Genomic DNA, 20697 nt, shown 5'->3' with positions numbered 1-20697 from the left:
GCTGATGCCTGCAGCGTAGAGACCCGGATCGGCCTGCAACTGCTTCAGCGTCATGTAGCCGCCATAGGACCAGCCCCACAGACCGATGCGGTCATTGTCCACGAAATCCAGGCTTTCAAGGTAATCGAGCCCCGTCAGCTGGTCGCGCACCTCGACCGTGCCCATGCGGTCATGGAGCTCCGCTTCAAAGGCGAGGCCGCGATTCCAGCTGCCGCGATTGTCGAGCTTGAAGAGGATATAGCCCTCGTCCGCGAACAGCTGATCGCGCGCGCCGACCCAGCCCTTGGACACGGTCTGGACGTGCGGGCCGCCATAGACCTGCACGATGGCCGGGCACGGATTGGCCGCCGAGCAGTGGTCCGGCTTGAGCATGGACCAGTAGAGCTCGGTTGCGCCGTCATCGGCGAGGACCGTGCCGAATTCGGGAACCAGATGGCTCGCGAGGAAGGGCGCATAGGGGTGGTCTTCATCGATGGTGTTTTCCTCGATCCAGGCCACGCGCTCGCCGGAAATGTCGTAGAGCGCGGTCTGGGGCGGGGTGTCGGGATCGGAATAGCTGCCGATAAAGCCCGTGCCGCCCTGACCGAGGCTCACGCTCCAGCGGCCTTCGCCTTCGGTGATCTGGACCGGCTCGCCGCCCTCAAAGGGCACGGCGTACAGATGACGCTCGAGCGGGCTCGTCACCCAGCCTTCGAAATAGACCGTCGCGCCGTCTTCGGACAGGCCCGCGATATCATCGACCACCCACTCGCCCGAGGTCAGGGGGCGCACCGCGCCGTCCGCGCTCACATGATAGATGTGCCGGAAGCCCGTGCGTTCGGAGGTCCACAGGAAGCCGCCATCCTCGAGCGCGCGGAAATCATTGGTGAGGTTGATCCAGGCGTCGTTCTGCTCGGTGAGGACGGTCTCGGTCGCGCCGGTCTCCGGGCTCGCGGCCAGAATGTCGAGCACGGTCTGGGCGCGGTTCTGGCGCTGGGCGTACAGCGTGCCGCTGTCCTGGCTCCAGTTCACCCGGGCGAGATAGATGTCGGTCTCTTCCCCGAGATCGACCTGCGTCCGTTCGCCGGTGGCCACATCGATGACATGCAGCTCGATCAGCACGTTCGGCGTGCCCGCGCGCGGATAGCGCTGGTCGGTGATGGTGACGCCCTCGGCGTTGATGCCGAAGCGGGGCACGATCTCGACCGGGGTCTCGTCAATGCGCGCCGCGGCGATATAGCGGCCATCCGGGCTCCACCAATAGCCGGTGTAACGGCTCATCTCTTCCTGGGCGACGAATTCGGCGACGCCCCAGCTGATCGCATCGCCGCCCTCGGTGGTCAGGGCGCGCTCCTCGCCGGTTTCAAGATCGTGCACCCAGAGGTTCTGGTCGCGGATGAAGCTCACATAGGACCCGTCCGGGCTGACGCGGGCGTCGGTTTCGAACGCCTCGGTCTGCATCAGGCGCTCGGCCTCGCCGGTGTTCACATCCACATAGAAGACATCGCCATCGAGCGGCACGAGGATGGCTTCACCCGTCTCGTCCCAGTCATAGCTGACGACGCCGGAGGTGGAGATGCGGGCGCGCTCGCGATACTGGATCTCGGCTTCGGACAGCTCCCGCTCATCGGGCGCCAGCACGGCGGAATCAACCAGCATGTAGGTCCGGCCATCGCTGAGATCCATCGCCCAGAGATCGGTCACCGTGCGGTCGTCATCCTTGGGGCGCAGGAAGGTCACGCGCTCGCCATCGGGTGAAAAGCGCAGGCCGCGCGGCGTGGCGCCGGCGAGGTTCGCGCTGCCGAACACATCATCAATGCTCAGGGCCGCCGGGTCTGCGGGCTCGGAGGCCTGGATGTCTGTGGATGGCGCGCAGGCGATCAAGGCCAGCAGGCACACGCAGGTGGACAGGGCGTGGCGCATGAGAACTCCCCTTCTCTTGTTCTGTCGGGCGCGAAGCTACAGGCAGCTCGCGCGGGGGACAATGTCAGGGCGGCCTCGTAACTGATCTTAAGCATTCTTCGGCGAGACTGAGAATGTCCGGAAGCGTTCAATTTCTGGGAGGCGTCCATGCCTGTACTCGTCACTCTCGCCCTCTCCGCCAGCCTCGCCGTCAGTGCGCAGGCCCAGCGTTTCCCCGTGATCGACGTGCCGAATGATCCGGCGGCGCGCTATGACGTGCTGATGCTGGTGCCGATCCGCGGCGGCAATCTGGAGATCGTCACCCGCCGCGTGGGCCGTCGCGGGGAGACCTTCGTGCAGCGCGAGATCAACTGCCGCGAGGGCCTCGTGCGTTATCTGGGGCAGGGCCATACGGTGGACGAGATGAACGCGGACCACCGCAATTACCATTTCGAGCCCATCGACCCGAACGCCATCTCCGGCCATATCGCCGAATACGCCTGCGCGAATGTGGAGCGGCCGGAGTAGGGGTTAGTCGTTAGAGGCTGGGACCGGATCGACGAGTTCGAAGACGACGGTGATTTCTGAACCTGCCCGGATATCCGAGGGCGAGATATCCAATTCTTGAACGGGCGCGCGCATCTGCGCGGTTACGGTGATTGTTTCCTCATCAACACGCCTGCGATTCACATCTACGCGCCCGTATGCGGGTTGAATGGAGATGATGTCCCCAAGCTCGAGACCGGAGGCCTCAGCCAAGGCATTGGCGCTGTGCTGGGCGTTCGCCAAGGCATCCTGCAACGCTCTTCTGTCAACGCTCTCCGCATCTCCAGCGAGAAAGTCGTAAATGCTGGCATCGGCTGCGCCCAGCTCGTTGGCAAGGCTCGCCATGTTTCCAGCTAGAGCTGCCGGCGACATTGTAATTGTGATGCGTTGAGTCACCACATATCCCTCCGCCTCGCATGGTGCCCCCCTGTAGATATTGCGGTTCTGGCCCCTTGGGCAGTCTTGCTGAATATCAAGTTCTTGAGTGCTCAGGGCGAAGCTCTCCATGCCTTCTAATCGGGGCAATTGACTGTTTAACGTCGTGAAAAGGGCTTGCGCTTGTTCTAAAGCCTCAGCCTGAGTCTCTGCGCGTGCGCCGAGGTGAACTTCGACCACAGCATAGTGCGCGGGTTCCACTGCCCACCCTTCGGCGGTCACTGTCACCGTGCGCGGCGTTTCAGGCTCGCAGGCGGCAAGGAGCGGGCTGGCCAGAAGCAGGGCTGGAAGAATGAGCCGTTTCATGTGATTTCCCCCTATTGGAGAAACCATACGCCATTTTCGGCTCTTGAGAATGCCCTGAGTGGCTCGCGACTATTTCCCCACAATCCCCGCCGCACACGCCTCAAGCGCCCCATAACCCGGCTTGATCCGCAGATGGGCGTGGGCGTCGGCTTCCAGGCACTCAGGCAGGGTCAGCGTGCGCAGATCGATCAGCCCGCCCTCAACGATGTAGTGCTGGTAATCGGCGTCGAACCGCTCGCCGAGCGCGTCGCGCAGGGCGGCGTGCAGCGCGGTGTCTGACAGGGTGCGCGCGTGTCCCTCCGCTTCCAGTGCGTCGGCGCGGTCAATGAGATTGGCGAGCACGCGGGTCAGGCCTTCATCGCCCTCCGCTTTCAGGATCGTGTCCCAATGAAGCGCCAGCAAGGCGCCGCGCTGATAGGGCAGGCGCTCGGTCTGTTCGCTGTCAAACAGGCGCTCATTGAGCGCCTCGGCGGGCAGGGTGTTCACGTCCGATGTCCTGTACGCCGTCCACAACGCATCCATGTTGGCCGCGAACTCATCAAGCGTGATGCGGCCGGTCTCAAGGAGCAGGCGCTGGGTGAAATACTCGGTGAAGCCTTCGGTGAACCAGGCGCGGGCAGGATCGGTCGCCTCATCGGTCTGACCGGCCCGGCGCGGAATCCATTCGTGCAGGACTTCATGGGTGATCGTGTGGATGAGGTTTTCAGGATCGGCATTGGGCGTGGCGAGCAGGAAGAAGGCCTCATCAAAGCCTGACCCGATCACCGCCGAGCCCTGGGGCAGATCCGGCAGCGGCGTCACCATGACGAAGTATTGCGCAAACGCCGGGTCCTCAAACAGGCTTGCCGCCTGCTCCAGCGTGTCCGCTGTCACGGCATGCAAGGTCGTGTCATCGAGCGCCCAGTCTCCACGGATCGCAGAGCGAAGGGCAAGGCCGTCAACATCCGTTGTCTCCATCCGGAACGCCCCAAAAGCGAACAGGCCGTTGGTCAGCGCAGTGTAAGAGAGGGGCGCGCTTTCGCCTGCCTCATCAACAGGACGGTTGAACGCGCCGTCCTCAGGCAGGCTGACGCGGACTTCATTTATTGCCCCCTCAAAGTCCGGCAGCACCGCGCCGCCCGCAAAGAAGGCGTAGTCCGGCTGCAGGACGGGCCGCATGCCGGGCAGGCGCTGTGCGCCCCATTGCGGTTCACCCTCATAATCCTGCGCGATGTCATAGCGGACCTCGATCGGGCCAGCGGGCAGGGCGGTTACAGACAGGGACGCGCCAGCCCGCTCGAACGCCAGAGGCCCATCCGGGCCGCTGACGCGTACTTCGCTGACAAGCTGCGTCAGGTTTTCCGCGGGTCCCCATTGCTCGGGGAAGCGCAAGGCGAGGCTGTCGCCCGCCTCCGCGTCAAAGCCCAGCGTGATGGTGACCGAGCTCCAGTCCTCCCCGGTCCGGCTGACCGAAACCGAGTTCGGCAGGGCGGTCTGCTGCGCGGCGGCCAGCGCCAGCGCGATCAAGGCGTTCATGAGCATCTCCCCCGTTTGGGGAAAGCCTGACACGTCGCTCGCGCGGTTTCACGTTACACTCTGGAAAGCGTTGCGCGGTCTGGCCTACAGCCCCGATTGCATCCGCCCCCCTATCTCCGGTATAGCGGGCGCAAAGTTTCAGCCCCTCATCAATGGAGCGCTGCGCCTATGGCCGCGTATCAATACGTCTATCACATGGACAATCTGGCGAAGACCTATCCCGGCGGGAAACAGGTCTTCTCCGGCATCTCGCTGCACTTCCTGCCGGACGCCAAGATCGGCGTCGTGGGCGTCAACGGCGCAGGTAAATCCTCGCTGCTGCGCATCATGGCCGGTCAGGACAATGACTTCACCGGCGAGGCCTGGGCGGAAAAGGGCGTGCGCGTGGGCTATCTGCCGCAGGAGCCCAAGCTCAACCCCGACAAGACCGTGTGGGAGAACGTCATTGAGGGGTCTGAGGACAAGCAGATCTATGACGCCTACAACGCCATCGCCATGCAGCTTGCTGAGGATTACTCCGACGAGCTGATGGAGAAGATGACCGAGCTGCAGGAGCAGGTCGATGCGCGTGATGCGTGGGACATCGATTCCAAGATCGAGATGGCCATGGACGCCCTGCGCTGCCCGGCGCCGGATGCGGATGTGACGAACCTCTCGGGCGGTGAGCGCCGCCGCGTGGCGATCTGCCAGCTTCTTCTGTCCAAGCCGCACATGCTGCTGCTCGACGAACCGACCAACCACCTCGATGCCGAAAGCGTCGCCTGGCTCCAGAATCACCTGGAGAACTATCCCGGCGCCGTTCTGATCGTCACCCACGACCGTTACTTCCTGGATGCCATCACCACCTGGACTCTCGAACTCGATCGCGGTCAGGGCGTGCCTTACAAGGGCGGCTATTCGGACTGGCTGGAGCAGAAGGCCAAACGCCTCGAGCAGGAATCCCGCGAAGAGGGCGCCAAGCAGCGCGCTCTGGCTCGCGAACTGGAATGGATCCGCGCCGCGCCGAAAGCGCGTCAGGCCAAGTCCAAGGCGCGTATCAAGTCCTATGAGGAAAAGCGGGACGCGGCGGAGAAGGAAAAGATCTCGACCGCCGTCATCCGCATTCCCCCGGGCCCGCGCCTCGGGGGCAATGTGGTCGAGTTCGACCATGTGTCGAAAGGCTTTGATGATCGCCTGCTGATCAACGATCTCGACTTCAAACTGCCGCCGGGCGGCGTTGTGGGGGTGATCGGTCCGAACGGCGCGGGTAAGACCACCCTGTTCAAGATGATCGTCGGCGACGAGCAGCCCGATAGCGGGTCTGTCACCCTCGGCGAGACCGTGAAACTGGGTTATGTGAACCAGTCGCGTGACGCGCTCGACCCCAACAAGACGGTCTGGGAAGAGATTTCCGACGGCAATGACATGATCATGCTGGGCGAGCAGGAAGTGCCGAGCCGGGCCTATGTGGGCGCGTTCAATTTCAAGGGCGGCGACCAGCAGAAGAAGGTCGGCATCCTGTCCGGCGGTGAGCGCAACCGCGTGCACCTCGCCAAGATGCTCAAGGAGGGCGGCAACCTGCTCCTCCTCGACGAACCGACCAACGATCTCGACGTTGAAACCCTGTCGGCCCTGGAAGCCGCGCTCGAGGACTTCCCCGGCTGCGCCGTGGTGATCTCGCACGATCGCTTCTTCCTCGACCGGATCGCCACCCACATCCTCGCCTTTGAAGGCGACAGCCATGTGGAATGGTTCGAAGGCTCGTTCACCGACTATCTGGCCGACAAGAAGCGCCGCCTGGGCGATGACGCCCTGGTGCCCAAGCGCGTGAAGTTCCAGAAGTTCGAACGCTAAGAGCTTCACGATGACGTCCGCTGAACGCCGCCGCCTGACCGCATTTATGGCGGGACGGCGGTGGGCGTCTCTGGCGGTGATCTGCGCGGCGCTCACGGGCGCCGCGCTCATCGTTTTCATGATTGCTCGGCCCGAATGGGTGTTCCGCTCCCCTGTTCTGGTGCTTCTGCTGCCCGTGCTGATCGTCGCGGCGCGGTGCTGGCGTGCGCCCCTTCAATGGCGCGGCGCACTGGATGATCTCAAAGGCGATGCGGTCGAAACGGACAGCGGCGTCGCCCATGTTTACTGGCGAAGACGTCCCGGCCTGTTCTCAGGCCTGAGTGCGACGCTGGAGCTTGAAGGGCGGCGGTTCACGCTTGAGGACGATATGGCGGGCGCGGTGACGCCGGGCGTCTGGCTGACCGCGCGTTACGCCCCGGCTTCTGGCGCTCTGTTGTCCATCGAGCGAGCCTCCCGACAAGAGGCGGGGCTGGACCCGGTCATCGCGGATCAGCTGACAGAGCGTGAGCGCGCCCTGCTGGCGCTTCTGGCGGAAGGGTTGAGCGACAAGGCGATTGCGCGGCGGCTCAATCTCTCTCCGACGACCGTGCGCACCTATAACAGCACCCTCTACGCCAAGCTGGGCGTTCAAGGGCGCGGCGAGGCGATGAAACTCGCCCGCGGCGGCGCGCTGACATCTGCAGACTGACAGATCAATGACATCCGTCGATAGGCGCAAAACCCTCCGCGCGACAGCCTCCTCCCATTCAAGGGAGGACATCATGCATCAAGATGTGACACAGCCGCTGTGGCGGTTTCGGGACGGGATCGTTGTGCTCGCAACGGCCATGGCCGCCTACACGGCGCTAAGCTGGGCGCATATGGCGCTCGTCAGCGAGACGGTCGGCATGGAGGCCTATCTTGGCTCCGGCGACAGACTGCCGCTCAAAATCCTCGTCATCAGTCAGCTCAGCAAGGCGGTCGCGCTTCTGGGCGTGCTCTGGGGGCTGGGACTTTTGCTCAAGGGGCTCGACTGGCGTGCGGTGGGATTAAGGCCCGTTGGAACAGGCTGGCTTCTGACCGGCGCGGCGGCGGGCCTGGGCTTCACGGTGACGGGGCTGATGCTGGTGAAGGCGTTGACCGGGCTGATCCCGTCCTGGGCGATGATGACCCGGGCGCCGTTTGATTTCGGACCGTCCGCCTCGCCGGGCATGATCGCGGCCTTTGTGGGGATGACGCTTGTGGTCACGCCGTTCGCCGAGGAAGTCTTCTTTCGCGGCTTTGTCTATAAATGGATGAAAGGACATCGTCCGGTCTGGCTGGCGGCGCTTGTCTCCTCGATCATCTTCGGGGCGTCCCATATCGTCCCGCATCAGGCGATCAATGCGGCGGTGATGGGGCTCGTCCTGATCTGGCTCTATGAGCAATCTGGTTCGATCTGGCCCGCCATACTCGCTCATGCGGTCAACAATGCGCTGGGGGTCGGGCTGGGCGCGCTGGCGGCGCAAGGGCTGTTGCCGGCTTTCCTGACCGCGCCGGGCTAGGCGTGAAGTTTTCCTGACGGGGCAGGTTTGGCGTTGCGCGTGCGGGGGCGCCTCGATAATCCTGAGGTGCTGGCCTGGAGGATGGTATGACCAGCACGCTTCTCGAACTTCATCAGCGGTTTCTGGACCGCGCCCTCGCTGTCTTCGCTCAGGAACCGGGACTGGCCGCGGTCCTGGGCGGCGGCTCTCTGGTCCATGGCGGGTTTGACGCCTGGTCCGATCTTGATCTGGTGCTCGTTTACGACGCTCCGCCTGTCACATTGAATGACAAGCGCGCGCTGGCGATGCGGCTGGGGGATCTGGTTTCGTCCTTCACCGGAGAGCATGTGGGAGAGCCGCGGCTGCTGATCACGCTTTACGGGCCCGAGCTTCTGCACGTGGATCTGAAGTTCGCAGACCCGACCGACCTTGATCACCGGGTGGAGCGTCCGGCGATTTTATGGGCGCGGGACCGGGCGGCGCTGGAGGCGCGACTGGATCAGGCGCAGATCGTCTGGCCGCAGACCGATGCGCAATGGCTCGAGGACCGGGCCTGGATTTGGCTGCACTACGGGGCGGCCAAGCTGGGCCGGGGCGAAGTGTTTGAGGCCATCGGCATGCTGGGCTTTTTCCGCGAGCAGGTGCTGGGGCCGATGCTGGCGCGGCGTCTGGGCTGGCCCGAACGCGGCGTGCGCAAGCTCGATGACGCGCCGGGGGCGGAAGCGCTCAAGGCGACGTTGGCGGAGGCTGACCCCGATGCTGTTCGGAACGCACTGCAGGCGGCTGTGACGGCCTATCTCGATCTGAGATCCGATGCGCCGCCCGCCCATCCTGCGCCGGGCATGCCCGATGCCCTGCTGAGATTTCTGGACAGGACCTAGCCCTTCACGAAGCGCTCAAGCCTTGTGCTCACTGCCTCGAACCAGTCCGCCACATGCGCGCCGTCCACAAGTCCGTGATGGACCTGGACTGACATCGGCAGGGTGAGGCGACCCCAGGCTTCCATGCGCCATTGGCCGGCTGCGATATTGGGCGTCGCCGCAAAGGCGCCGCCGCCGCTTCTGGGATGCTCGATCGAGCTGAAGCGCAGGAAGGGCAGGCCGGTGCAATAGAGCTGGCCGCATTCCGGCCCGGTCTCGACATTGGTGCGCATCTCGGTCGCGCTCTCCGCTTCGGGCTTGTCGGCGTGATAGGCGGTGATGAAGGCGTCGAGATCTTCAGTGAAGGGGACGTAGGAAAAATTCACATGCCCCTGGGCGTTCCGGACCGTGTAGCTGGGCAACAGCGCATTGATGCGAAAGGGCTGACCGTCCGATGTCAGGCGCCAGCGGAAGGCGTCCACATCCAGACTGGCTCCGCAAATCGCGTGAAACAGCACGGCGAAGGGGGGCAGGACCCCGGACTTGGCCTTGGTGACAAAATCCGGCGCTTCCAGCTCGGCGCTGAGGTTCAGCCGCGGATCGTCCATGCCGTCAAACCAGCTCAGCTGGGCGGTGCGCTCAAACGGCGTGCTCTGCGCAGGGAGGATCTCTGGGGCGGGAAAGGCGGTCATGGCGCGGGTCCGGTCTGACAGAGGCGGATCATGCGACGCGAAGGCCGGATACGAAACCGCCGGAGCGCGCTCGTTAGCGCGCCCCGGCGGGCCATTCAACTGAGGTCGCCCAGGCGCGACGCCAAGTCGTGGGTCTAGCTGTCCTGACCCGGCTCGCGATTACGCAGCATCTCGGTCGCCGCGCTCACATCGCCGCCATTGTCGCCGATCACCGACAGGATCTGTTCGCGCTGGGTCTGGGCGAGCCACACGCCCAGCACTTCCACGTCCACGGCCTTGAGGTCGCCATCGGTTTCCAGAATGCGCCAGTTCACTTCGTACTCTTCGTTCTGGGGACCGCCGAAGACACGCGAACGGACGATGTAGTCACCCGGATTGCGGGTCACCGAACCGGTCACGTCCAGCTGCTGGCCGGCATAGGCGCTCAGCTCGCTTTCATAGACGCCGATCGCGTAGTTGCGGAATGCGGTGCGAAACGCGTTCAGATCGGCCTCGGAGGCGGTGCGGCGATAGCGGCCCAGCACGAAGTTGGAGATGCGCTCCACATCGGCGAGCTCGTCGATGCGATCACGGAAGTCCTGGCGAACGGCCTCCAGATCGGTCTGGCCTGATTGCAGTTCGGACAGGGTTTCGATGACCTGGTTGGCCTGGGTCTGGACAAAGGCTTCGGCGTCTTCAGCCGTTGTGGACTGGGCGAGAGCTGCAGGCGCAGCCAGCGCCAGCGCAAACGCCGAAATCAGCAGTTTCATCATCGGGGAGTGCTCCTTGCCGCCGTTTCGGCGTGCTTATTCGAACTCAGGCAGGTCCTGGTAATCCTCGTCCGTCTCACCCTGGCTTTGGATGAAGGCGCGGCGGGACTGACGCCAGGCTGAACGCGCCTGAACATAGGGGTCGATTGCGGTGCGATTGAGGCTGCCGATGGCGTCATCAAGGTCGGCGCGGGTCTGAACGCCATTCAGTCCGCGGACGCCCCAGGCCCAGGCCTCGCCGGATTCCTCTTCATTCCAGTTGAGCGGATGAGGATAACGATCGACAAAGCGTCCGGTTGCATCGCGGACGTTCGAAGGGCCGATCACGGGCAGCACCAGATACGGCCCATCGCCAACGCCCCAATGGGCGAGGGTCTGGCCAAAGTCGCGGCGATGTTCGGGCACGCCCTCATGGGTGGCGACATCAAAAACGCCCGCCACGCCGATCGTGGTGTTCATCAGGAAACGGCCGAACGTATCGCCCGCCGCATGCACATCGCCTTGCAGCAGGGCGTTCGCGAACACCACCGGCTGGTTGAGATTCGTCATGAAATTGCGCACGCCGGTCTGCACCGGATCGGGCGTGACGGCGTCATAGGCGCGCGCGCCCGGACCAATCACCGCATCGTCCAGCGTCTGGTTCACCGCGAAGATGGCCCGGTTGGTCGGCTCGAACGGGTCGCCGGTCTCCTGCGCCAGCTCACGCGATGCGCAAGCGGTCAGGCTGAGCGCCGCCAGCAGGACTGCGGCGTAAGAGGTCAGAGCGTCAATGCGCATGGAGGGTCCTTTGGGTCGTATATTCGGTTGGGAGCAATGTCGTGTCTGGGGGCGCGATATCAAGTCAGTGTGATCCATTAGGTACTGTTCCGGAGTGAATACAGCCTTGCTCGATCATCAATAATCGCATAAAGATATCTTTATGTGGATGTGTCGCGCGGTCGGCGCGGCGCCAGCCAGGGCAGGATGGTGATGACCGTTATGGGCCGCTCCTCTTCACAAGGGCCGAAAGTGTCCTTTGAATTCTTCCCGCCGAAAAGCGAGGAAGCCGAGGCGAAATTGTGGTCGTCCATTGAACGGCTGTACCCGCTCGCCCCCGACTTCGTCTCCGTGACCTATGGCGCGGGGGGCTCCACCCGCGACCGCACCCACCGCACCGTGCGCCGCATCGTGGCCGAAACCGACATGAAGCCGGCCGCGCACCTGACCTGCGTCTCCGCCACCTGCGAGGAGGTGGACGAGGTCATTCGCGATTACTGGGATGCGGGCGTGCGCCACATCGTGGCGCTGCGCGGCGATCCGCCCGAAGGGCTGGGCGAGCGGTATCAGGCGTATCCGGGCGGCTATGGCAATTCCGCGGATCTGACCAGGGGCATCAAGGCCATTGGCGATTTCGAAGTGTCTGTCGGCTGCTATCCCGAGAAACATCCCGACAGTGCGGACTGGGATGCGGATCTGGATATGCTGAAGGCCAAGATCGACGCGGGCGCGACCCGGGCGATCACCCAGTTCTTCTTCGATCCGGACGTGTATTTCCGCTATCTCGAACGCGTGCGCAAAGCCGGCATCGACATTCCGATCGTGCCGGGCGTGATGCTGCAGCCCAACTTCAAGGGGCTCAAGCGCATGGCGCAAATGTGCGGCGCGCACATACCCGACCGGATTCACGCCGTCTATGAGGGTCTGGACGAGGATCCCGATACGCGCGAACTGGTGACCGCTCACCTCGCCGCCGAAATGTGCGAAACGCTCAATCAGGGCGGGGCCGACGCGTTCCACTTCTACACCCTGAACCGGGCCGGACTGGCGCTGTCGACCTGTGCGTTGCTGGGCGTTAAATCCCTTCAAGACGTTAAAGCCGCCTGACAGGACGAGCGACATGACCAAAGCTGAACGCCGCGCCGCGCTGGACGCGTTGGCGCTGGAGCGCATTCTTATCCTGGACGGCGCGATGGGCACCCAGATCCAGACCCTGAAGCTGGATGAGGCGGGCTATCGCGGCGAGAGATTCGCGGACTGGTCCTGCCCGATCCAGGGCAATAACGACATCCTGAACCTGTCGACCCCCGACGCCGTGCGCGCCATCCATAAAGAGTATTTCGACGCTGGCGCCGACCTGGTGGAGACCAATACCTTCTCCGCCACCCAGATCGCCCAGGCCGACTACAAGATGGAAGACCTCGCCGCCGAGATCGCCTCTGAGGGGGCGCGTCTGGCGCGAGAGGCCGCCGATGCCGCCGAGGCCGAGACCGGTTCGCCCAAGGCCGTGCTGGGGGCGATTGGCCCGACCAACAAGACGCTGTCGCTGTCGCCCAATGTGGAGGATCCCGGCTTTCGCGAAGTGACCTTCGATCAGGTGCGCGAGGCCTATGCCGAGCAGGTCGAGGCCATGGCCGAACATGTGGACTTCTTCCTGATCGAGACGATCTTTGACACGCTCAACGCCAAGGCGGCGATCAAGGCGATTCTCGATCTGCGCAATGAAGGCCGGATCGACGCCGACATTCCGATCATCCTGTCGGGCACGATTACCGACGCGTCGGGCCGGACCCTGTCGGGCCAGACCACCGAAGCCTTCTACAATTCCATCCGACACGCCCAGCCCTGGGCGGTGGGTCTGAACTGCGCTCTCGGCGGCAAGCAACTCCGACCCTATGTGGCCGAGCTGGCGCGGATCGCGGAATGCCATGTGCTGGCCTATCCCAATGCGGGCCTGCCCAATGCCTTTGGCGAGTATGACGAGACCCCGGACGAGACCGCCGCCTTCATCGCGGACTGGGCGCAATCGGGCCTGATCAATATCGCCGGCGGCTGTTGCGGCACCACGCCCGCCCATATCGCCGCCATTGCGCGGGACGCGCGCGCCGGCGCGCCGCGCAAACGCGATGACCGGCCCAGGGCCATGCGCCTGTCCGGTCTTGAACCCTTCGAGCTGGCCTGAGGAGCCCGTATGTCTGACGCCTCACCCTCTCGCGCGACGTTCGTCAATGTGGGCGAACGCACCAACGTCACTGGCTCTGCGAAATTCCGCAAGCTGATCAAGGCGGGCGATTATGCGACTGCGCTCGATGTGGCGCGTCAGCAGGTGGATGCGGGCGCCCAGATCATTGACGTGAACATGGATGAGGGCCTGCTGGATTCAAAGCAGGCCATGACCACCTTCCTCAATCTGATCGCCGCCGAGCCCGACATCGCCCGCGTGCCGATCATGATCGACAGCTCCAAATGGGAGGTGATCGAGGCGGGCCTGAAATGCGTGCAGGGCAAGGCCATCGTCAACTCGATCTCCATGAAGGAGGGCGAGGCCGAGTTCCTCAAGCACGCCCAGGCCTGCAAGGATTATGGCGCCGCTGTCGTGGTGATGGCGTTCGACGAAGAGGGGCAGGCGGACACGGCCAAGCGCAAGATCGAGATCTGCGAGCGCGCGTACAAGATCCTCGTCGACAAGATCGGCTTTGACCCCAACGACATCATCTTTGATCCCAATATCTTTGCGGTGGCGACGGGGATCGAGGAGCACAACAATTATGCGGTGGACTTCATCGAGGCCGCCCGCTGGATCCGCGAGAACCTGCCCGGCTGTCACGTCTCGGGCGGTCTGTCGAACATCTCCTTCTCCTTCCGCGGCAATGAGCCGGTGCGCCGGGCCATGCACTCGGTCTTCCTCTACCACGCCATCAAGGCGGGAATGGATATGGGGATCGTCAACGCCGGCCAGCTCGACATCTATGACGAGATTGACGCCGAGCTGCGCGAGCTTGTCGAGGATGTGATCCTCAACCGCCGCGAGGATGCGACCGAGCGCCTTCTCGAGGCCGCCGAGCGCTATCGGGATTCTGGCGAAGCCGCCGAGAAACAGGATGAAGCCTGGCGCGCCCTGCCGGTGGAGGAGCGGCTCAAGCACGCCCTCGTCAAGGGCATCGACGCCTATGTGGAAGAGGACACAGAGGAGGCCCGTCAGGCCGCCGAACGTCCGCTGCACGTGATCGAAGGCCCGCTGATGGCGGGGATGAATGTGGTCGGCGACCTCTTCGGCGAAGGCAAGATGTTCCTGCCCCAGGTCGTCAAATCCGCGCGCGTGATGAAGAAGGCCGTCGCCTATCTCTTCCCCTTCATGGAGGAGGAGCGCCTCGCGAGCGGCGCCGAGGAAGAGGCCGCCGGCAAGATCATCATGGCGACCGTGAAGGGCGATGTGCACGATATCGGCAAGAATATCGTCGGCGTCGTGCTGCAGTGTAACGGCTATGACGTGGTCGATCTGGGCGTGATGGTGCCCGCCGAGACCATTCTCGAGACCGCGCGCGCCGAGAAGGCCGACATTATCGGCCTGTCCGGCCTGATCACGCCGTCGCTCGATGAAATGGTGCATGTGGCGTCCGAGATGCAGCGTCAGGGCTTTGACCTGCCCTTGATGATCGGCGGCGCCACCACTTCGCCCGCCCATACCGCGGTGAAGATCGAACCGGCCTATTCCAAGGCGCCCGTCATCCACACCACCGACGCCAGCCGGGCTGTGGGCGTGGTCTCGCGCCTTCTGTCCAGGGAAGAGCGGCAGCCGCTCTGGGACGAAGTTTCGACCCGCTACGAAAAGATCCGTGAAACCCGCGCCCGCACCCAGGGCAGTCGCGAACGCGTCAGCATCGAGGACGCCCGTCAGAACGCGTTCGACGCCGATGCGGGCGACTATCAACCCGTAGCGCCGCAAAAGACCGGCCTGACCACCATCGACGATGTCCGGCTGTCCGATCTCGTGGACTATATCGACTGGACGCCCTTCTTTTTCTCCTGGGAGCTCAAGGGCAGCTATCCCGCCATTCTCGACGATCCCAACCGGGGCGAGGCGGCGCGCAACCTGTTCAAGGATGCGCAGGCCATGCTCAAGACCATGGTTGAAGAGGACTGGCTCAAGCCGCGGGGCGTCGTCGGATTGTGGCCGGCGCGCCGCGACGGCGATGACGTGATTGTCTTCGCTGATGAGGAACGCAGCGCGGAGGCCGGGCGCTTCTTCGGTCTGCGCCAGCAATCAAGGAAAGAGGGCGACAAGCCCAATTTCTCGATCACCGATTTCATTTCGGCCAAGCAGGACGACTGGATCGGCGGTTTCGCGGTGACGGCGGGCGAGGGCGAGCAGGCGATCATTGACCGCTTCAAGGCGAACAATGACGACTATTCCGAGATCCTGTTCAAGTCGCTCTCGGACCGGTTCGCCGAAGCCTTCGCGGAATATCTCCACCAGCGCGTGCGCCGCTCGATCTGGGGCTATGCGTCCGACGAGACGCTGTCCAATGAGGAATTGATCAAGGAAGCCTACGCCGGCATCCGCCCGGCGCCGGGCTATCCCGCTCAGCCCGATCACACCGAGAAGGGTCTGCTGTTCAAGCTTCTCGAAGCGACCGACCGTACGGGCATCAGCCTGACGGAAAGCTGGGCGATGAGCCCGGCCTCGTCCGTGTCGGGGCTCTACCTCGCCCATCCCGACAGCGTCTATTTCGCGGTGGGCCGGATCGCCAGGGATCAGGTCGAGGACTACGCCAAGCGCAAGGGCTGGACCCTGAAACGGGCGGAGAAGGAACTCGCTCCAATCCTCGGTTATGAGCCGGATGCAGAGGCGGTTGCGGCGGCGGAAGCGGCCGAATAGAAAACGCTTGCGACAAATGTAGCATCATGGTTTGGTTCTCCCAAGGGGAGAAACTCGATGCACAAGATCATCTATGTCGCCTTTGCAGGCGCAATGCTTTTTCAGTCGGCATTCGCTCAGTCAGATGCCGGGCCGGACAACGGGCTGCCTGACAGGATCGTGTCCTACTTCGACATGACGCCAGAGGTGCTCGAGGGTTATGCGCCAGACGGCAATGAACTCGGCATGGCGACACAGCTCTTCAGTTTTGTCGGGCGCGAGGATCTGACCCAGCGCCTGCAGGACACCGCCTACACGCAGCCAACGTGTCCTGTGCTGCGTGAAGACGGCTTGCAGGCGGTCCTGGAGGCTGTTGGAGACGCCCGGATCGTCATGATCAACGAGGCGCATGACGATCCCTATCATCGCTGGGTCATCGCCCGACTGGCCGAAGCGCTGGCGCCTGACTTCACGATCTTCGCTGCCGAGACCTTTTCAAACGAAGGGGATGTGGAGGCGCTTGTTCCAGAAGCGAGCATGGATATCGGCTGGTATTCAAGCGAGCCGATTTACGGGCGTCAGCTCAGGACGCTGGTCGATCTTGGATACCGCTTCGCGGCTTACGAGATCACGCGCGAGCAACGCCTTGTGGATCGGAGCGAAGGATACATGGCGAGCATTGCCGAGCGCGAGGAGGCGCAGGCGGTCAATTTCATCGCAAATGCGCTCGAAGCATATCCGGACGCCCGCATCCTGGTGCATGTCGGGTATAGCCATCTCAATGAAGTCGGCGGCGAAGACGGCGAGGAGACGTCGCGCTGGTTCGCCGCGCGCCTGCGTGACAAGACGGGCATCGATCCCCTGACGATTTCCCAGACCTCTTGCAGCGTCGAGTCAGGGGCTGGGATGGACGTCCTGACCGAAAGCCCGCTGGTGGATGGCTCTGGCTTGCTCGTCACCCAGAGGCAGCCGGGCTGGGTTGATCTGTTTCTCGGGCGTCCGCCCATGCGCTTTACCGATGGACGCCCCGACTGGCGCTACGCCATCGGCGATCGGCCTGTCGCCGTTCCTGCATCCCTGCTTCCGGAAGAGACGCGCATCATCATCGAGGCCCGGGCGCCCGGTGAGGACCTTGGGATGATCCCCGTCGAGCGTTTGATGCTCTATCCGGGAGAGAGGCTGCCGCTGATGCTGCCGGAAGGAGACTGGGTGCTGACGGCCTGGACGCCAGAGGGATCCTTCAGGGACCCCGTTGAGGTTACAGTGCCGCCAGCCCCATAGGATCTATTCAGCGTCGCCATCCGCCACATGCACGTCCGGTCCGAGCGGAACGACCGCGGTCGGATTGATCATGTTATGGCTTTCGTAATAGTGCCGCTTGGCGTGTTCGAGATTGAACACATCACCGACCCCGTGCTGCGTGTGCAGGCGCCGGGCATAGGCGTTGATGTGCGGGTATTCGATCAGGCGCTTGAGATTGCACTTGAAGTGGCCGTGATAGACCGGGTCGAAGCGCACCAGCGTGGTGTAGAGCCGCCAGTCGGCCTCGGTCACGTCATCGCCGATCAGATAGGCGCGGCCGTCTGACAAGCGGTCCTCAATCCAGTCGAGCGCTTCAAACAGCGTCGTCACCGCCTCTTCATAGGCGTCCTGCGTCGTGGCGAAGCCGGATTTGTAAACCCCGTTATTGATCTCGTCGTAGACGCGCGCGTTCACCGCATCGATCTCCTCGCGCAACGCCTCGGGATAGTAATCGCCCGGCTCGGCGCCCACGCCGTCAAAGGCGGAGTTGAACATTCGGATGATGTCCGCGCTTTCGTTGGAGACGATGGTGTTCGTCTTCTTGTCCCACAGCACGGGCACCGTGACCCGGCCCGAATAGTCGGACTTTGCGGCGGTATAGACCTGGTGCATGAATTCGGCATCGTGCAGCGGGTCCGCAATGACGCCGGGCCCGTCCTTGAAGGTCCAGCCGTTTTCCCGCATCAGCCAGTGCACGACCGAGAGATCGATCATATCCTCCAGGCCCTTGAGCCGGCGGAAGATCAGGGTGCGGTGCGCCCAGGGGCAGGCCAGTGACACATAAAGATGGTAGCGGCCCGGCTCGGCCTTGAACCCGGCCTGGCCAGTCGGTCCGGCCGAACCGTCCGTTGTCACCCAGTTGCGGAAGATGGCTTCAGAGCGCTTGAAGCGCCCACCGTTGGACTTGGTGTCGTACCATTGATCATGCCAGACGCCGTCGACGAGCAATCCCATGAGTTTCTCCTTGTTTGCGCCCCTGCAGAGTGATGAGCCGACCTAGAACCGGCCCTGCTGGTAATCGAGCATCGCCTGGCGCACTTCGCCCTCGGTGGTCATCACGAACGGACCGCCCCAGACGATGGGTTCTCCAATGGGCTTGCCGGCCGCCAGCATCAGGCGCGCGCCCTTGGGGCCGGCCTTGATGCGGATCGTGTCGCCGCGTCCGAACACGCCGAGCTGGGCTTCGGTCAGCTTCAGGCCGCCCGCTTCCACATCGCCCGTGTGTACGGCGATGAAAGCCGTCTTGGCGTCAGAGATCGGTTCCTCGAAGGTCGCGCCGGGCTCCATGCGCAGTTCGGCGTAGAGCGGCTCGACGGTGACGTCGCGCACAGGACCCTCGATCCCGGCGGAGGTCCTGCCGGTGACGATCTTGGCGACCACGCCCTCACGCACGTCAGAGGGCACCCGGTTCTCGTCGAACTCCTGATAGCCGGGATCCTTCATCTTTTCCGCCTTGGGCAGGTTCACCCAGAGCTGAAAGCCGCTCATCAGCCCGTCTTCCTGCTCGGGCATTTCGGAATGCACGATGCCGCGTGCGGCGGTCATCCACTGCACGCCGCCCGGCTCGATCACGCCTTCATGGCCCTTGTTGTCCTTGTGGCGCATGCGGCCCTCGACCATGTAGGTCACGGTTTCAAAACCGCGGTGCGGGTGGGGCGGGAAGCCCGCCAGATAGTCGCCCGGATTGTCCGAGTGGAACTTGTCCAGCATCAGGAACGGGTCGAGCACCTGCAGATCGGGCGTGCCCAGAAGGCGCGTCAGCTTCACGCCCGCGCCATCAGAGGTGGGACGGCCTTGGGTAATTTTGACGATGGGGCGATAGTGAGCGCTCATCAAAGCCTCCGTTTTCCTTGTTCAGAAGGAAGATGGGGGCCAGACACCCTGAAGGCGAGGGCGCAATCAGACAGGCAGCTTTTCCGATTTGAGAATAATCAGTCCTTGCATCATGTCGCGATGGACGAAACCCTAGGAGCGCTGTAACGCATCGCCTTTGACTATTTACCGGAGGAAACGACGGCATGTCCCAAGAGCCGTTCGTCCTGGGTTGGGAAGAATGGGCCGCCTTTCCCGGGCTGGCGCTTCCCGCCATCAAGGCCAAGATTGACACCGGCGCGAAGACCAGCGCTTTGCATGCCGTGGCGATCGAGCCCTTCGGTCCTGCCAACAAGCCGCAGGTCCGCTTCGTCATGCACCCGATCCCGGATCAGCCGGATCTGGAGGTGGTTTGCGCCGCCCCGGCGGTGGATCGCCGGGAGGTGACGTCCTCGAATGGCGAAACCGAGCTGCGCTGGGTGATCGAGGCGAAAGTCACCATAGGTGAGCGCACCTGGCCCATCGAGGTCACGCTGACCAATCGCGAGAACATGGCGTACCGCATGCTGCTCGGGCGCTCGGCGATCCTTGATGACATGGTGGTCAGCCCGACCCAGTCCTGCGCCCAGAAAGCGCTGAGCTATGATCTTTATCAGCACCTGCCGCGCAGCAAGCCGGTGCACCGTCCCTTGCGCATCGCCATTCTGACGCGTGAGCCGAAGAATTATTCCTCCCAGCGTCTGAAAGAGGCCGCCGAGGCCCAGGGCCACGTGGCGGAAATGATCAACACGGCGCGTTGCACCATGGCGATCAACGCCCTGTCCCCGGCGATCTATTATGATGGTCGTCGCTTGCCGCGCTATGACGCCGTCATACCGCGCATTGGCGCGTCGATGACCAATTACGGCATGGCGGTTCTGCGCCAGTTCGCCATGACGGGCGCCTATATTCTCAACACGCCTGACGCCATTGGCGCCAGCCGGGACAAGCTCTACGCCCATCAGGTGCTGGCGCGCGCAGGGATCGGCATGCCGACGACGGCGTTCGCCCACTCTCCCAAGGACACCAAGAACCTCATCGAGCATGTGGGCGGCGCGCCGCTGGTGGTGAAATTGCTGGAGAGCACACAAGGCCGAGGCGTGGTGCTGGCGGAAACCGGCAAGGCGGCCGAATCCGTGATTGACGCCTTCCGCGGGCTGGATGCGAACTTCATCGTTCAGGACTTCGTCAAGGAAGCCTCGGGCGTGGACATTCGCTGCTTTGTCATTGGCGGCAAGGTGGTCGCCGCCATGAAGCGCGAAGCCCAGGCGGGCGAGTTCCGTTCCAACCTGCACCGCGGCGGCCAGGCCAGCCGTGTGCGCATTTCAAAGGAAGAGCGCTCCGCCGCTGTGAAGGCGGCGCGTGCGCTGGGGCTTTCTGTGGCGGGCGTGGACATGCTCCGCTCGGATGAAGGGCCGAAAGTCCTCGAGGTGAATTCTTCGCCCGGTCTTGAGGGGATCGAGAAGTCGAGCGGCAAGGATGTGGCCGAGATGATCATTGATCATATCGAAGCCCATGTGCGCGCCCTGCGCCGTCCGCCGGCGCGCCGCCGCAAGACCAAGGCGACTGACGCCGGAGCGGCGGAATAAGAAAACGCCCGGGCGCTCAGGG

18 protein-coding genes are annotated in these 20697 nt (G+C 63.5%); 10 read left to right on the top strand and 8 right to left on the bottom strand.

All coding sequences use genetic code 11. The features are described from left to right. A partial coding sequence (locus B2Z70_RS13245; RefSeq protein ID WP_292983851.1) for a S9 family peptidase occupies positions 1–1902 on the bottom strand: 1902 nt, incomplete at its 3' end. A 147-nt stretch (positions 1903–2049) separates the two neighbouring features. On the opposite strand from B2Z70_RS13245, the gene B2Z70_RS13240 reads away from it, so the two are divergent. Then, on the top strand, positions 2050–2409 hold the full coding sequence (locus tag B2Z70_RS13240; protein WP_009801518.1) for a hypothetical protein: 360 nt from the start codon (positions 2050–2052) through the stop codon (positions 2407–2409). Positions 2410–2412: 3 nt separating this feature from the next. On the opposite strand, the gene B2Z70_RS13235 is transcribed toward B2Z70_RS13240, so the two are convergent. Further along, complete coding sequence (locus tag B2Z70_RS13235) at positions 2413–3168, bottom strand: SIMPL domain-containing protein (RefSeq protein WP_292983849.1); 756 nt, start codon at positions 3166–3168, stop codon at positions 2413–2415. A 69-nt stretch (positions 3169–3237) separates the two neighbouring features. Continuing rightward, positions 3238–4683, bottom strand: a complete 1446-nt coding sequence (locus B2Z70_RS13230; RefSeq protein WP_292983847.1) for a M61 metallopeptidase family protein — start codon at positions 4681–4683, stop codon at positions 3238–3240. 168 nt (positions 4684–4851) lie between these two features. On the opposite strand from B2Z70_RS13230, the gene ettA reads away from it, so the two are divergent. From ettA to B2Z70_RS13210, 4 genes are all read left to right on the top strand, one after another. Beyond that, a complete protein-coding gene (gene ettA, locus B2Z70_RS13225; RefSeq protein ID WP_292983845.1) occupies positions 4852–6516 on the top strand; it encodes an energy-dependent translational throttle protein EttA in 1665 nt (554 codons plus the stop codon). 10 nt (positions 6517–6526) lie between these two features. Further along, complete coding sequence (locus B2Z70_RS13220; RefSeq protein WP_292983843.1) at positions 6527–7204, top strand: helix-turn-helix transcriptional regulator; 678 nt, start codon at positions 6527–6529, stop codon at positions 7202–7204. 73 nt (positions 7205–7277) lie between these two features. Next, a complete protein-coding gene (locus B2Z70_RS13215) occupies positions 7278–8039 on the top strand; it encodes a CPBP family intramembrane glutamic endopeptidase (protein WP_292983841.1) in 762 nt (253 codons plus the stop codon). Between the two features lie 86 nt (positions 8040–8125). After that, complete coding sequence (locus B2Z70_RS13210; RefSeq protein WP_292983839.1) at positions 8126–8899, top strand: nucleotidyltransferase domain-containing protein; 774 nt, start codon at positions 8126–8128, stop codon at positions 8897–8899. Here the strand turns inward: B2Z70_RS13210 and B2Z70_RS13205 are convergent. The 3 genes from B2Z70_RS13205 to B2Z70_RS13195 all read right to left on the bottom strand — a co-directional run bounded on the left by B2Z70_RS13205 (position 8896) and on the right by B2Z70_RS13195 (position 11096). After that, positions 8896–9570, bottom strand: a complete 675-nt coding sequence (locus B2Z70_RS13205) for a CatA-like O-acetyltransferase (protein ID WP_292983837.1) — start codon at positions 9568–9570, stop codon at positions 8896–8898. The two genes, B2Z70_RS13210 and B2Z70_RS13205, sit on opposite strands and share 4 nt — an antisense overlap. 134 nt (positions 9571–9704) lie before the next feature. Further along, a complete protein-coding gene (locus B2Z70_RS13200) occupies positions 9705–10322 on the bottom strand; it encodes an MlaC/ttg2D family ABC transporter substrate-binding protein (RefSeq protein ID WP_009801510.1) in 618 nt (205 codons plus the stop codon). A 33-nt stretch (positions 10323–10355) separates the two neighbouring features. Continuing rightward, a complete protein-coding gene (locus B2Z70_RS13195) occupies positions 10356–11096 on the bottom strand; it encodes an MlaA family lipoprotein (RefSeq protein WP_009801509.1) in 741 nt (246 codons plus the stop codon). A 186-nt stretch (positions 11097–11282) separates the two neighbouring features. Here B2Z70_RS13195 and metF point away from each other — a divergent pair, with 186 nt between their 5' ends. From metF to B2Z70_RS13175, 4 genes are read left to right on the top strand one after another with little or no spacing between them, the layout of a single operon-like run. Next, the gene (metF, locus tag B2Z70_RS13190; protein WP_040613106.1) at positions 11283–12182 is read left to right on the top strand and encodes a methylenetetrahydrofolate reductase [NAD(P)H]; all 900 of its coding nucleotides are present in this window, start codon (positions 11283–11285) and stop codon (positions 12180–12182) included. A gap of 13 nt (positions 12183–12195) precedes the next feature. Further along, positions 12196–13257, top strand: a complete 1062-nt coding sequence (locus tag B2Z70_RS13185) for a homocysteine S-methyltransferase family protein (protein WP_292983832.1) — start codon at positions 12196–12198, stop codon at positions 13255–13257. A 9-nt stretch (positions 13258–13266) separates the two neighbouring features. After that, the gene (gene metH / locus B2Z70_RS13180; protein ID WP_292983830.1) at positions 13267–15954 is read left to right on the top strand and encodes a methionine synthase; all 2688 of its coding nucleotides are present in this window, start codon (positions 13267–13269) and stop codon (positions 15952–15954) included. A 57-nt stretch (positions 15955–16011) separates the two neighbouring features. Beyond that, the gene (locus B2Z70_RS13175) at positions 16012–17214 is read left to right on the top strand and encodes a hypothetical protein (protein WP_292983828.1); all 1203 of its coding nucleotides are present in this window, start codon (positions 16012–16014) and stop codon (positions 17212–17214) included. 3 nt (positions 17215–17217) lie between these two features. Here B2Z70_RS13175 and B2Z70_RS13170 read toward each other — a convergent pair whose 3' ends face one another. Then, complete coding sequence (locus B2Z70_RS13170) at positions 17218–18189, bottom strand: glutathione S-transferase family protein (RefSeq protein ID WP_292983826.1); 972 nt, start codon at positions 18187–18189, stop codon at positions 17218–17220. Positions 18190–18231: 42 nt separating this feature from the next. Then, complete coding sequence (locus B2Z70_RS13165; protein WP_009801503.1) at positions 18232–19068, bottom strand: pirin family protein; 837 nt, start codon at positions 19066–19068, stop codon at positions 18232–18234. 185 nt (positions 19069–19253) lie between these two features. Between B2Z70_RS13165 and rimK the strand changes: the two genes are divergently transcribed. Next, entirely contained in the window at positions 19254–20675 is a 1422-nt protein-coding gene (gene rimK / locus B2Z70_RS13160) for a 30S ribosomal protein S6--L-glutamate ligase (protein WP_292983824.1), read from the top strand. The last annotated feature ends 22 nt before the right edge of the window (positions 20676–20697 follow it).

Origin of the sequence: Oceanicaulis sp. UBA6590, assembly GCF_002433705.1 — a bacterium.
Classification (GTDB): domain Bacteria; phylum Pseudomonadota; class Alphaproteobacteria; order Caulobacterales; family Maricaulaceae; genus Oceanicaulis.
This window is presented reverse-complemented; position numbering and strand designations above follow the sequence as displayed.